13 protein-coding genes are annotated in these 13737 nt (G+C 68.2%); 8 read left to right on the plus strand and 5 right to left on the minus strand.

Going from position 1 to position 13737, the window contains the following annotated elements:
* The first annotated feature begins 88 nt into the window (after positions 1–88).
* From E1258_RS04720 to E1258_RS04735, 3 genes are all read left to right on the plus strand, one after another.
* On the plus strand, positions 89–502 hold the full coding sequence (locus E1258_RS04720; protein ID WP_132397164.1) for an SCP2 sterol-binding domain-containing protein: 414 nt from the start codon (positions 89–91) through the stop codon (positions 500–502).
* On the plus strand, positions 499–2583 hold the full coding sequence (locus E1258_RS04725) for a glycogen debranching N-terminal domain-containing protein (RefSeq protein WP_132397166.1): 2085 nt from the start codon (positions 499–501) through the stop codon (positions 2581–2583). The genes E1258_RS04720 and E1258_RS04725 overlap by 4 nt, the downstream gene beginning before the upstream one ends.
* A 189-nt stretch (positions 2584–2772) precedes the next feature.
* Positions 2773–2985, plus strand: coding sequence for a hypothetical protein (locus E1258_RS04735; protein WP_207919403.1), 213 nt, complete (start codon positions 2773–2775; stop codon positions 2983–2985).
* 232 nt (positions 2986–3217) lie between these two features.
* Here the strand turns inward: E1258_RS04735 and E1258_RS33065 are convergent, their stop codons facing one another.
* The 3 genes from E1258_RS33065 to E1258_RS04750 form a co-directional block, all read right to left on the minus strand.
* Entirely contained in the window at positions 3218–3388 is a 171-nt protein-coding gene (locus E1258_RS33065) for a hypothetical protein (protein ID WP_165949639.1), read from the minus strand.
* Between the two features lie 651 nt (positions 3389–4039).
* Positions 4040–4321, minus strand: a complete 282-nt coding sequence (locus E1258_RS04745; protein ID WP_243715187.1) for a hypothetical protein — start codon at positions 4319–4321, stop codon at positions 4040–4042.
* Positions 4322–4389: 68 nt separating this feature from the next.
* On the minus strand, positions 4390–5232 hold the full coding sequence (locus tag E1258_RS04750; RefSeq protein WP_132397168.1) for a glutamate ABC transporter substrate-binding protein: 843 nt from the start codon (positions 5230–5232) through the stop codon (positions 4390–4392).
* A 419-nt stretch (positions 5233–5651) separates the two neighbouring features.
* On the opposite strand from E1258_RS04750, the gene E1258_RS04755 reads away from it, so the two are divergent.
* Positions 5652–7289 carry a triacylglycerol lipase gene (locus E1258_RS04755; RefSeq protein WP_132397170.1) on the plus strand — a complete coding sequence of 546 codons (1638 nt, stop codon included), beginning with the start codon at positions 5652–5654 and terminating at the stop codon, positions 7287–7289.
* Between the two features lie 285 nt (positions 7290–7574).
* Here the strand turns inward: E1258_RS04755 and E1258_RS04760 are convergent, their stop codons facing one another.
* The gene (locus tag E1258_RS04760) at positions 7575–8129 is read right to left on the minus strand and encodes a transposase (RefSeq protein ID WP_243715188.1); all 555 of its coding nucleotides are present in this window, start codon (positions 8127–8129) and stop codon (positions 7575–7577) included.
* A gap of 494 nt (positions 8130–8623) precedes the next feature.
* Between E1258_RS04760 and E1258_RS04765 the strand changes: the two genes are divergently transcribed.
* Genes E1258_RS04765 through E1258_RS04775 form a run of 4 tightly spaced genes read left to right on the plus strand, consistent with a single transcriptional unit; the run spans position 8624 to position 13333 of the window.
* Positions 8624–10252 (plus strand): vWA domain-containing protein, encoded by a 1629-nt coding sequence (locus E1258_RS04765; RefSeq protein ID WP_243715189.1) that lies wholly within the window; start codon positions 8624–8626, stop codon positions 10250–10252.
* The gene (locus E1258_RS34375) at positions 10249–10848 is read left to right on the plus strand and encodes a 5-bromo-4-chloroindolyl phosphate hydrolysis family protein (RefSeq protein ID WP_243715190.1); all 600 of its coding nucleotides are present in this window, start codon (positions 10249–10251) and stop codon (positions 10846–10848) included. The genes E1258_RS04765 and E1258_RS34375 overlap by 4 nt, the downstream gene beginning before the upstream one ends.
* A 10-nt stretch (positions 10849–10858) precedes the next feature.
* Positions 10859–12001 carry a hypothetical protein gene (locus E1258_RS04770; protein WP_243715191.1) on the plus strand — a complete coding sequence of 381 codons (1143 nt, stop codon included), beginning with the start codon at positions 10859–10861 and terminating at the stop codon, positions 11999–12001.
* Positions 12002–12013: 12 nt separating this feature from the next.
* Positions 12014–13333 (plus strand): toxic anion resistance protein, encoded by a 1320-nt coding sequence (locus E1258_RS04775; protein ID WP_132397174.1) that lies wholly within the window; start codon positions 12014–12016, stop codon positions 13331–13333.
* On the opposite strand, the gene E1258_RS04780 is transcribed toward E1258_RS04775, so the two are convergent.
* Positions 13325–13537, minus strand: coding sequence for a hypothetical protein (locus tag E1258_RS04780; protein ID WP_132397176.1), 213 nt, complete (start codon positions 13535–13537; stop codon positions 13325–13327). The genes E1258_RS04775 and E1258_RS04780 overlap by 9 nt on opposite strands.
* Positions 13538–13737 lie beyond the last annotated feature (200 nt).

The following is a 13737-nucleotide window of genomic DNA, read 5'->3' on the forward strand; positions in this document are numbered from 1 at the left end:
CGTTATGCGCAGCTGGTGATGCGAACCCGACCGGGGGCTGGTTTCGGTCATGCCGAGGTGGCACGCGAGGGAAGGAGGATGACGCCAAGTGGGCGACCAGCTGGCTGACGCACTTCAGATGCTGGAGCATGGGGAGAGCCGTACTTCCAAGAGTATTCCTCGGGAGACCAAGGGCACCGTCCGCCTGGACGTGACAGAGTCGGCCGGCACCGTCGTGGAACAGTGGTTTGTCGCCATAGAAGGCGGGACTGCCCGGGTCCGCAGGGCAAATCCGGCAACGCCTCAGCCGGAGCCGGACGCCGTTCTGCGCACCGACAACGATACGTTCGACCGGCTCGTCCGGGGCGAGGAACGGTTCGTGCCGCTGTTCTTCCGCAACGCGCTTGTGGTCGAGGGTCAACTGGGGCTGGTGGACCTGCTCGGAAGGGTGCTGTTCACCGGACCACCCTCCGGCCGTCACCCACGGGATTTCGTCCAAGAGGAAGCCGCCGGACCATCATGACCGAGAAGACGCTCAGCATCCTGGACGGAAACACCTTCCTCGTCACTGATGTGCGTGGAGATGTCACCAGGTCCCCCGATTCCCCGGCAGGGCTCTTCTCGTTCGACACCCGCTTCCTGTCGACCTGGGTGCTGCGCGTCAACGGGGAGCGACTCAGCCCCCTGTCCCGCAGCGATCTGCACTTCTTCGAGACCCGGTTCTTGCTCGTCCCCGGGCAGCCCACGCACTACGTCAACGCCAAGATCTCGGTCATCCGCGAGCAGTCCATCGGCGCGAACTTCGTCGAACGGCTCGTGGTTCTCAACCACGACATCGAACCGGCGGACGTCTCCATCCGGATCGACGCGGACGCCGACTTCGCCGACATATTCGAGATCAAGGAGAATCAGCCGAAGCGCGGTAAGCGATCGGTGTCCCAGGAAGACGGGGGCCTCCATCTGCACTACGAGCGGGCGACGTTTTGCCGGGACACCATCATCTCCAGTGATAAACCGGCCAAGGTGGACGACGGCGGCATGACCTTCGACATCTGTCTCGAACCGCACGGCCGCTGGGACGTCGGGCTCCAGGTAAAACCGATCATCAACCGAGGGGGCGGCGGCTCCGTTACCGTCTGGGAGGCGTACCGCCGGCGGAGCAGGCCCCAGGTGCGCGAGGAGTTGGAACACTGGATCGACCGCGCGCCGCGACTCGCAAGCGACTACGAGCCGCTCACGGCGGCATACAAGCGCAGTCTGTACGACCTGGCCGCTATGCGTTACTCGTCGCTGACCGCGGTCAGCCCGATCCCGACCGCCGGGCTGCCCTGGTACATGACTCTCCTCGGCAGGGACAGCATCTTCATCAGCCTGCAGACACTGCCGTTCGCGCCCACGCTGACCCCGCCCGTGCTGCGCCTGTTGGGGGCGCTGCAGGGCACCACCTTCGACGACTTCCGCGAGGAGGAGCCGGGTAAGATCTTGCACGAGTTCCGGTACGGCGAGTCGGCGGCGTTCGAGGAACAGCCACACACCCCCTACTACGGATCTGCGGACGCCAGCCCGCTGTTCGTCATCCTGCTCGACGAGTACGAGCGGTGGAGCGGCGACGTGGAGACCGTACGGCTATTCGAACCGCAGGCCCGTGCCGCGCTCAACTGGATCGACGAGTACGCCGATCTGCTTGGCACCGGCTACGTCTACTACTGGCGGCGCAACACCCGCAACGGCCTGGAGAACCAGTGCTGGAAGGACTCCTCGGACGCGATCTCCTACCGGGACGGCCGGCTGCCCGCCCTGCCCAGGGCAACCTGCGAGCTACAGGGGTACGCCTACGACGCCAAGATGCGCGGGGCGCGAATGGCCCGCGAGTTCTGGAACGACCCCGAGTACGCCGACCGCTTGGAGCGTGAGGCGGCGCAACTGCGGGAACAGTTCAACCGCGATTTCTGGATCGAAGAGGAGGGTTACTATGCGCTTGCGCTCGATCCGGACGGCAAGCCCGTCGACGCGCTCGCCTCCAACATGGGGCACCTGCTCTGGAGCGGCATTGTCGAGCCGGAGCGGGCACGCCGTGTGGCGGACCACCTCCTTGGACCGAGCCTCTTTTCCGGTTGGGGCGTGCGCACCTTGTCCACCACCAACCTGCGGTACAACCCCATCGGCTACCACGTCGGTACGGTCTGGCCGTTCGACAACTCGATCATCGCCTGGGGTTTGTGGCGCTACGGTCTCCGGGAGGAGGCCGCCAGGATCGCCGATGGCATGATCACCGCGTCGGGGTATTTCGACGGCCGGTTGCCCGAGGCATTCGCCGGCTATGAGCGCAGCCTCACCGACTACCCGGTCGAGTACCCGACGGCGTGCAGCCCTCAGGGCTGGTCAGCGGGCGCGCCACTGCTCCTGCTTCGCACAATGCTGGGGCTCACCCCACACCCGGACCATCTCGCCGTCGATCCGTACCTGCCGTCGTCGGTGGGCCGGATAGAACTGCTCGACGTACCGGGGCGGTGGGGGCTCGCCGACGCGTTCGGCCGGCGCACCCGCCGCCGCGACGACGACCACCGTTCGGAGCCGGTCGCCCGACTCACCCGCGGCGAGTAGCCTCCGCACCATGGGCAAGGTCGATGACCTGGGCGAACTTTGCGTCCGGCTTGACGACACCCCCACTCGCCGACGTGGCGATGGCATCTACCGGCAGCGCCAGGGCTCGGAGGAGTTCGGGCTCGCCCGCCGCCTGGACGTACGGGACGCGAGCCTTCACTCGCACGTGGCAACGTACAGGACCTGCGGATGAGGCTGGCGGCGCTGGCCCTGACCGAGCTGGCCGACCGGGTGGCGGAGGCCCTGGCCGGTCGCGCCGGCAGGGACGCGCTGGTGGCCTCGGTAACGCCTACCGCGACGAGGGCCGGCGGGTTCCGGCATCACCCGCGTACGGCGGACGACTCCTGGCGGAGGTCCCTGGACGCCCTCGACGCCGTCCTGACCACCTGGCCGCCGGACTGACCCGCCCGCGGGACACCATCCGTTCCCGGGCAACCGCAGGAGACCCGACCACCGGCGTGGACGAGGCCTCGTGCGGTTGCTGGTCAGGCCGCGTCGACCGCCGTGACCGGGAACGAACCGGAAGCCCCGCAGACAGGAAGGCCCGGTGGTCGACTGCAAACCGGAACTGAAACTCCTGCTCGAGAGGAGGCCCGCGAGGGCGGTCACACCCTTCGACCTTGGCGCCGGGCTGCTACCCCGCGCTCGCCGCGTCGCCGACCAGCACGAGGCCGAGATCCTCACCCCACTCGACGCCAGCGAACGCGCCCGGCTCGTCACTGTCCTGCGACAGCTCGCCGAGCACACCGGAAACCCGGCGGGTGTCCACCCGGGCCTGCACCAACCAGCCGCCTGTTCTCGCCATCATGACGACTGAACGCGCCCAGCTCGGCGCGCATCTCGGACTGCAACGCGTCGATGAACATCGTTGGGTCCAGCGGCTTGCGCAGCGCCTGGTAGTGCCCCGTACGGCGCACGTCGAAGTCGCGGGGTAGGGCCTCGTCCGGGTTGCGGAACCCCATCGCGCCGACCCCAGACGTTGCGCACCATCCGGCGGCAGCCACGCCCGTCGACCCGATACGCCGGCTCCGCCCATTCGCCGCTCAGACCCGGTGTGTCGGCACCGTCTTCCTGCCAGGTAGAAGGTCAGGTCCGTCTGCGACCGATAGCGGCGGACCAGATGCAGCGCCTCCAGTACCGGCCGGTGCGAGTTGTCGCAGCGGAACTGCAACACCTCCAGCAGCCGGATCGAGCCCTTGCGGTAGCGATTGGCGTACGACGCCCGGCAGGTCGTCTGCATCGTGCGTCGGTATGTCGACCCGACGCCTTGTACTTGGCCACCAGGTGGCGCAGATTGTCTCCCCTACGACCGGAAACACCACCTGCCGCACCGTGCCGTCCGGCCGGGCCGTGGCGGCCTCGGCCACTCGAAACGGCAGGTTCTACTTGCCCTGGACCCGCCGGAACTCGGCCCCTCTCCTACCCGTGCCGACCTGCAAGATCAGGTTGGAAGGGTTCAGTGATAGGTGATCACGGCATAGCTGGCGAACCGTCGCGGCCAGTTCCTGATGCCGCGCCCCCACTGGTCCCATTCGTCCACGATGACGTGTAGGTCGGTGCACGGGCCGCGCGAGATCTCGTTGAGGTCGAGGTGCCAGGATACGAAGGCTGAGACGTGTTCGCTGACGGTTCGCGGGTCGACTTCACCGTCGATCAGTCGTTGCGCCAGGGTGGCCAACCACGTGTCCGCCGCTTCCTCCGCGGACGGGCGGGGCACATGACGTCCGACGTGCTTCACCGATCGATTCCGGCCATCGTGCTACACGGGCCCTCACTCGTCGCGCCGACACTCGCGTGCCTGGTCACTCACGCACTGCAGTGGCTCATCTCGCTGGCGTCCAGCGTCGGCGCCGACTTGCCGCCCTTGCCCAGCGTGGCGTCCCAGGCCGCTTTGTACGACCCGTCCCGCGCGGCTGCCTGCAGGATCTCGTTGATCTTCTCGCAGCTGGCTCTGTCTCTCTTCTTCATCCCGATGCCGTACGGTTCCTCGGAGAAGGTCTTGCCCACCAGCTTGAACTTGCCGGCGTTCTCTGGCCGCATGGCGTAGCCGAGGAGGACAACATTGTCGGTGGTCACAGCGTCGATCGCACCTGACTCGAGGTCCGGCAGGCACCGGGACTCCTGGTCGTACTGTTGCAGGCGGGTTTTCGGGTACTGCGATCGGATCCGTTTGGCCGGTGTCGAGCCGGCGCTCGAGCAGACGACCTTGCCGTCGAGATCCTCCGGCCCTTTGATGGTCGAGTTAACCTTGACCAGCAGGTCCTGGCCGGCGACATAGTACGGACCGGCGAACCTGATCGCCTTCTTACGCGCGTCGTTGATTGTGTAGGTGGCCACGACGAGGTCGACTGTGCCGTCCTTGATGACCCGTTCGCGGTCCGGCACGGTGGTGTCCTTCCACTGGATGTTGGCCGGGTCGACGCCGAGTCCCTTGGCGACGATTTTCCCGATCTCGACGTCGAAGCCCACGTAGGTGCCGTCGGTTTTCAAACTGAGGTTCGGCTGGTTGGGAATTACGCCGATGGTGATCGTCTTTGTTTCCGCGGCCTTCTCGATGACATCGGGGCCGCTGTCGTCCCTGCCGCAGGCGCCGGGAATGAGTGAGAGTGCCGCAAACACGACTACTGCCGCCGCCCGCGTGACACGCATTCTTTCTCCTTCTTCGACGGTGTACGGCCCGGAGCCGCACCCACACTGGCCCTGGCGCATCGGGATCGTCGGAGGGGAAGTCCCTCGCCGCTCGCTCACCGAACCGGCACGGGCCGGGTGCACCGGACGGGCCATCGTCAAAGAGCATCGCCGGGGCCGCGCCGCAGCACGGCCTCTGGCCGACCGCGTCTCGACCGCGGCAAGCGGGATGAGCAGTCGGCCGATTGCCCGGCCCTAGCCTACTGTCTCGTCTCGGCCGTACGGGGCAGAAACGACCGTCTCGGCGAGGGGGCCCAAGGGGCCGACGTGTGATCCCCCAGGCTGACCGGGATCGTCCTACTGGCCCAGAAATAACCATAGAACGGTAAGTTGGTCCCAACTGGTCTCGTGCCCTCCGGTGGCTGGCGGAAGGTGGAACCGTGCGCCCTGAGCGGGTACGTCTGCTGTGGCTGCTCGTCCTGACTGCCGCGCCGGCGGCGGCGGTGGCGGCCGTGTTGTACGCCGTCGACTTCACCTCGGCGTTCGGCCTGGCGCCCCAGGTCAGTGCGATCTCGCCGTACGCGACGTTCTTCGACCTGCGCTGGATACTGGTGTTTCACAACTCCTGGGCCATGTTTGTCGGCCTGTTGCTGGGTGCCATCGTGCTCCGCGGGCTGTTCTCGGCGGTCCTGGTCGCGCTCGCCTGGCCGGCCGAACGGTCGTGTCCGTCGTTTCGCCGGCTGGCCAGCCGCAACCTGGCCTTCGCGGTCGTCGCCACCGTGACTCTCTCGCCGTTCACCGCGCTGGCCGTGGTCGTCTCGGACGTTTCGCTGGCCTATTTCCAGTTTCTTGTGTTGGTGCCGGTAATAATCCTGGCCCCGCTGCTCCAGCGGGGCGGGATTCTGCCGAACTGGTGGCGTGGCCTGCCGTCGGCCGCCATAGTCGGTTGGTCGCTGCTCAACTTCGTGACCCTCTGCGCGGGCGCCGCGCTCGTCTGGTCCGTCCCGGATCGGTTGACGGTACCGGCGGCCGCCGTGGCCGGCATGGCCAACGGCCTGCTGTGGCAGCGAAAAGTGCGCGCAACGGTGCTCCAGCAGCGGGTGCGGTGGCCCCGACTGCCCGGAATGCCGCTCGTCGTCACCTTGGTGGTGAGCAGCCTGCTGTTGGTCGGATACGCCGAGGATCGGGGGGCCCGCGGTGCCGGCCAGTCATTGCAACCTATCGACGCCCTACCACAGTTCGGGGACATCGACCATCCAGTGATCTTTCTCGGCGGCTACAACTCGGCCCACTATGGCGACCCGTCGGAATCCGAACCTCCCGTGGTGCGCTTTTCCTACCGGGGCACCGACAACCACGGCAAACCGGTGTTCTACATACCGGCCGACACCCACCAGTCGCTGTCCACCAGTGCCCAGCTGCTCGCCACCCAGGTGGATCAGTTGCACTCGCGTAGCGGCAAACGGGTTTCGTTGGTGGGGCAGAGCGAAGGCGCCCTCGTCGTACGCTACTACCTGGACCGCTACCCGCACCCCGCAGTCGACACCGTGGTCCTGGACAGCCCGATCCTGCGAGCCGGGCGTGTCTACTACCCGCCGCCACAGGCTCGTTCGGGATGGGGAATCGCCACGGGCTGGCAACTGCGCGCCATATTCAAGCTGATGGAAGCCGCCAGCGAGGCACCGGACAGTCCCGACTCGCCGTTCATTCGCTCCCTGCTGGACGACGCGCCGTTCTATCGCAACCGCGTGCTCTGCCCGGTGCCGGGCGTGCGGATGATTGCGCTACTGCCGACTGTCGATGCGATTGCGCTCCCGGCGGAGCTCAACGCCCGGATTCCCGTGATCGAAATGGCCGGCTTCCATGGCCACCTGATCGACCGGCGACGCGGGCTGCGCCACGTGGCCGACCATCTCACCGGCAAACCGCCACGCAACCTGCTCACGTGGGAATACTCGGCCCTCCAGAGAGTCGCCGGAGCGTGGCAGGCACCAGCCCTGCCGTTGGCACTCAACCCGTTATGGCATGCCGCCGACCAACCCGATGCGGCATTGCGACGGGAACCCTGCCGAACCTGACCCGAACCGCCAGGTTGCCTACCGCGGCGCCGGAGGGCAGTTCTCGATCAACCACTCACGGCGGATCCAGTCCTGAAGCTCGCCGGTCGGGACCGCGTAGATTTCCGTGTTTGGCCTGGGTGTGGTCCGTAGGACAGGACGTTGATTCTGTCCGGGAAGGACCACGTCATGGCAGACAAGAAGAACGTTGTGCCGCTTCCACAGCCGACGGCGGCGGAGGTGGAGTTCGCTCAGCACCTGGTGGAGCGGGCGGTGGCCGCAGGCCCCACCCGGTCATATCGTCGATCATGTCCAACGCCGGACGCCATCTCTCCCGGGACGTGTCTCGCCAAAGACCAGCAACCGCCCGAGCGGGTCGCAGATCACCAGGGCTTTGATGGTGTTGAGTCGGGCCTTGCCGGACACGAACCGGTCTCGACCTGCTCGACCCGCGATCGGCCGACGGACGCGGACCTCGGTGGCGTCCATCAACGCCTGCGGATGGTGCCCGAGGTAGGCCACCACGTCGGAGAGGGTCCGGAGCCGGACGCCGTCGCGCACCAGGCAGCCGCGCTCGGCCAGTAGCGGCCGGATCTCGGCGATGCTGCGGCTGATCGTCGAGCGGTGGACACCGAACCAGGCGGCCACTATGTCGTGGGTCAGCCCGTGGCGTAGATGGACCAGGGTGGCCAGCAGTCGATCAACGAACCCGAACCGGTGCTTGGCGCCTGCTCCGATCCGGCGACGGCGGCTTCGCGCGGCGAGCCGGTCATAGTGCTGTGCCCGCCACCGCGGCCCTACCTCGGTGACCAGGCCCTCAATCACGGAGCGGGACAGGCCCGTCAACCGCCGGTTCGTCAAGATCGCAGCACCCACCATGACGCGAACAACGATCACCAATACCCGAGGATTCGCAACCATGCACGAGGTCGTAAGTGTTGATCAGGCAGGTAGAGATACGCGGAACAGCGCCCTCCGGATCATCGCTCGGGTTACCGGCCGGGCCACTACGTCGGGCCGCCCATCGTCGACGGCTACCTGGTGACCAGCCCGGCCGTCTTCGCCGCCGACGTAGCGACCCCCCGGCCGAGTGCCGTGAGCACCCACAGCAGAGCAACGCCGAACTGTGGGAGGAGGCCGAGGCGCTCGCCGGCCGCGCCGACGAGCTCGGCGCCGCCGCAGTGCTGCGCCCACCGCGGCGACGGCTGGACACCATGGCCGGCTCTCGGGCCCTGTCGCACCTGGAGCGACACCCAGTGTTCGTCCACTGTTGGCAATCACGTTGGTTCGCCGGTGCTACCAACGACCTCGATCCGACCGAATGTGGTGTTCGACCGAACAGGGACGGGGTGGACGTGCGGGCCACGAGGTTCACGGCGCTTGCCGCCATGGTGCTGGTGCTGGTCACCGGCTGCACGAACGACAAGCGCGAGCCGGCGCACAGCGACACGCCGAGGGCCGGCACGCTGCGGATCGTCGCTGGCAGCGAGCAGCAGAGCGTGGTCGGCACCATCGTCAAGCCGTGGTGCGCCGCCCGGAGGTACACCTGTGAGGTGACCTTCAAGGGGTCGGTGGACCAGGCCCGGATGCTCGCCAGCGGCAGCCGCGACTACGACGCGTACTGGTTCGCCTCCAGCGTCTTCCTCCAGCTGGGCGACCGGTCGAACGCGCTGCAGGACGTCCGGCCGATGTTCCTGACCCCGGTGGTCTTCGCCGCCTGGCGCTCGGAGATGACCAAGCTCGGCTTCGCCGGCCGCGCCGACGTGCCGATCGCCGACATCCTGGCCGCCGTCGAGTCCGGGAAGACCCGGGTCTGGATCACCAACCCGACCCAGTCCAACTCCGGCGCCACGGTGCTGTTCGGCTTCATGAACCATTTCGCCGGCAACGGCCCCGGCACGCCGCTCACCCAGCAGCAGCTCGACTCGCCCGCGGTCGAGCAGGGCGTCACCCGGTTCGTCAAGGCGATGGACCAGACCCCGCCGTCGACCGGCACGCTGATGACCGAGTGCCTCGCCCACACCGACCAGTGCCGGGCCATGTTCACCTACGAGGACCTGGTCATCGAGAAGAACGCCGAGCTGGTCAAGGTCGGCAGGGAGCCGCTGCTGGTGGCGTACCCCCGGGGCTCGCTGGCGGTGAGCGACGCGCCGCTGGGTTTCCTGCCGCAGCCCGGCAACGACGACGCCCGCCGGATCTTCACCGAGTTGCAGGACCACCTGCTCACCGACGCCGGCACGCAGGCGGCGCTGCTCAAGCTGGGCCGCCGGCCCGCCGCCAGCGTGGGGCTCACCCTCGACAATCCCGACCTGACGGTCTTCAACCCGGCGTGGGGCATCCAGGGCACAATCAACGAGCAGGGCATCCAGTACCCGTCGGCGCCGGTCATCCAGGCGGCGCTGGACCGTTACCAGACCCGCTACCGCCGCCCGGTCGCCGCGTACTACTGCCTGGACGGCAGCGGCTCGATGGGCGACAACGACGGGTGGACCGGCATCGAAGCCGCCGCCACGCAGGTCTTCGACCCGGCGCAGGCCGCGCAGAACCTTCTGCAGACCCACCCGCAGGACGTCACCACGGTCGCCATCTTCAACGGCGGCGTCACGGGCGGCAGCCCCTGGCAGGTACGCGGCAACGACGGCGACGCGCTGCGCGACCTGGCCCGCAGTGTCGCCGACTACGAGCCCGAGGGCGGCACCAACATGTACGCCTGCCTGCTGCGCGCCACCGCGGAGCTGACCGGGCAGCGCAACGGTGACCGCAAGCGGCTGGTGGTGCTGATGACCGACGGCCAGTCCGGTGCCGAGCAGCGGGACGATGCGCTCGACGCGCTGAGGTCCGCCGACGTGCCGGTGGTCGCGATCGCGTTCGGGCGGGACGCCGATCCGCGCCAGTTGGAGGAGGTCGCCAAGGCCACCAACGGTACCTTCGTCCGGGAGGACGACCTTGTCGCCGCCCTGCGGCAGGCGGCGGGGTACAAGTGAGGCACCGGCTCGCCGCCCCCGTGGCACTGGCCGCCGCAGTGGCCGTCTTCGCGGTGGTCTTCCTGATCACCGGCAGCCTGATCTGGGCGCCGCTGCTCGCCGTCGGCAGCGCCGTCGGGCTCTACCTCATGATCGACGACCGTACCGCCGCACGGGTGGACAGCGACAGCTATGCCGACGACGCCCGCGGTCGGGTCGAGGAGGCGCTGCGGGTGGTGCGCAGCATCGAACGGCTCAGCCGGGACGTCCGCCGCCCCGAGGCGCGCCGCGCGTTGGAGGACGCCTGCCGGTACATCCCGGAGTTGTTCGACCGGGTCCGGGACCGCTCGCCGGACAGCCTCTACTCCACCGCCGCCCAGGTCGGCGGGCACCTGCGCAGCCTCGACGGGGTGGTCCGGCAGTACCTGGACATCCAGCGCCAGCCGGTGCTCTACCACGACCCGGAGCGGCTGCAACGCGACGGCGAGCGGGCGTTCCGCCGGTTCGCCGATTTCGCCCTGGACAGCGTCCGGCTGGTCAACCAGGGCGAGATCGCGCGGTACACCGCCAACCTGGACACCGTCGCCCCACCGAGCCTGCCCGACCTTGGCCGATGAAGGAGTCACGTTGAGGTTGCCGAGCACCCGGTTCCTGATCGGACTGGTCACGGTGATCGCCGTCTGCGTCGTCGCGGCGGTGCTGTGGAAGCGGTCGGCCGACGCGCCGGCTGCCGCCGCCCCACCCACCACCGTCACCTGCGTCGGCGGTTCGGAGAAGTCGGAGCTGATGGCCGACGCGGAGGTCAAGCGGATCCTTCGCGACGACTACCGGCTGGAGGTCGCGTTCCAGCCGCTCGGCTCGTACGACCAGGTGCAGCTGAGCACCGACGAGATCAAGGCCCGCAAGCTGGACTGCCTGTGGCCGTCCAGCGCCAGCGCCCAGGGTGTCTTCGAGGCCCAGCACGCCGGGGCGTTCTCCGGCTACCGGGCGGAGAACGTGCTGCAGTCGCCGGAGGTCATCTACGCCGGTCCGCGCGGCACCGACGCGCTGCTGAGGAAGGGCATCGTGCAGCGCCGCGGCGACCGGTACTTCGTGGTGGACATGAAGGGCCTCCTGCTGAACCAGGTGGTCAGGCGGGGCACCTGGGAGGCGCTCGGCGCGACCGACCTGCGCGGCCCGATCACCGTCTCCAGCACAGACCCGGTGAGGTCGAACAGCGGTTTCACCATGGCCCAGCTACAGCTGAACATCATCGCCACCGACGACGGCTTCTCCGCGCCGAACCTGGCCCAGGCCCGCAAGGCGCTGCCCGCCATACGCGCCCTGTATGACGCGCAGGGCCTGCAGTCACGCAGCTCCGACTCCGGGTTCCGGGAGTGGCTCACCCAGGGCGGCGAGTTCAAGGCACCGCTCTACGCCGGCTACGAGAACCAGATCATCCAGCAGGTGGTGCAGAGCGGCGATGCCAGCGCCGCCCTGCTGAAGAACGTCCGGGTGCTCTATCCCGACCCGACCATCTACAGCGACCACCCGGTGCTGGCCCTCGATCCCGACGCCGGCCGGTTCGCCGACGCGATGAAGGACCCGAAGATCCAGCAGATCGCCTGGAAGCGGTACGGCTTCCGTTCCGCCGTGCAGGTCGACGCCAACGACGTCGGCGACTTCCCGGGCATCGGCCTTGCCGATCAGATCCGCGCCGCGCCGGCACCCGCCGCGGACGTGACGCTCGCCCTGCTCAGCTGCATGAAAGATGCCAACGCGTGCCGATGAAGGGGACCGGACATGAGTGAGGGACTGCAGATCGACTTCGGCACCATCGTGGGTGGGCAGGCCGACCCCCCCGCCGGCGCCGCCGACGCCGCCATCACCACCGCGCTGGCCACCGGCACCCAGCCGGCCACGTTCGCCTGTCAAGACCTGCTCACCCCCGGGCAGCTCGACCAGGCGCGGCAGGCCGCCCGACAGCTCTACCCGACGATGCTGGTCAACACCGAGGCGCTGGCGAGCTTCGGCAATCAGGCGCTCGACCAGGTCAATGCCCAGGTCAGCCGGATCTTCCGGGAGGTCGGTCGGGTCGACATCCCGGAACTGACCAGCATCATGCACGAGATCAACGACCGGATGCGCGGCTTCCGCCGCAAGTACGATCCGAGCGACCCGAAGGTGCGGGAAACCTTCAGCAAGTTCTCCGACGCCATCCGCGGTCTGTTCCGAAAGGGCCGGGACCTGCTGGAGATGCTCTTCGAGGAGGCGCGCACCGTCGAGCAGCAGCTCGACCGGGTCGCCGGGCAGCTCAGCGACAAGCAGCTCCAACTGCGCCGCAACGTGGTGCTCTGCGACGAGCTGTACAGGGCCAACGAGGCGGCCATCGGCCAACTGGTCGGCGCGATCGCGGTGATGGAGCTGGTCCGCGACGAGGCCCTCGCCGAGGCGAAGTCCATCGTCGTCACTCCAGACGCGCCGGACGAGCGGGACCGCCGGGAGCGGCTGTCGGCGGTCACCGAGTTCGTCCAGGCGCTGGAGGTGCGGATCAACGAGTTCCAGCAGCGGCTCTTCGTCGCCTGGTCCACCTCGCCGCAGGTGCGCAACATCCGCAGCCTCAACTACGGGCTCGGCCAGCGGCTGGCGTTGCTGATCAACCTGACCATCCCGACGATGAAGCTGACCATCGCCCAGTGGGCGCTGCTGCTGCAGGCTAACCAGGCCGCCGACATGCAGCAGGCGGTGGCCGACGGCGCCAACGACGTTCTGTCGGCGTACGCGTCGGCGTCGAAGACGGCAGTGCCGCAGATCGCCCGGGTGGTCCAGACCCCGACGGTCCGGCCGGAGACCATCCTCGAGGTCGCCGAGTCGATCGACGCGCAGGCCCGGGGCATTGAGGACGCGGTTCGCCATGGCCAGCAGGCGCGGGCCGAGGTGGTCGGCGCGATCGTCACCGCCAACCGGTCCATGTCGGAGTCGTCGGCGCGACTCAGCCGTACCGTGGTGGAGCTGGTTACCCGAGCCAAGGTGCCGCTGGCGCTGCCGGCCGGGCCGCAGTTGCCCGCTGCGGTGCTGGAGCAGGCTCCGGCGGTCGTGCCCAGCAGGGAAGTGTCACGTTAACGGCTGATCTTGGATGGCGTAGCCGACGTGGTCGGTGATCTCACCCAGCGACGCGCGCCCACACATCAACGCCCGAATCTTCTCGGTGCCGATGTGCCCGCTCCCCACCCGCGCCATGCCACCCGCGCCATGCCACCCGACCCGGGTCAACGACCTGAACACGTCACCGACGAACCCGGTCAGATCGTCGCCCAGACGCTCCACCTCGCAAACATCCACACCAGAGCTGACGACTCACCACGCCACAAACCCACGACCTACATCAGAATGCGACAAAGCACTACTCGGTCACCGACGCAAAGCGGAGGTAGGCGCGGTGCGGGCCGGACCAGCCGGAGCCGAACGAGCTGTCTGGCTGCCCCTGCGCGTCGAACACCACCACGTGCAGCTCGCACGTGTAGAGA

Source organism: Micromonospora sp. KC207, from assembly GCF_004348615.1.
GTDB lineage: Bacteria > Actinomycetota > Actinomycetes > Mycobacteriales > Micromonosporaceae > Micromonospora.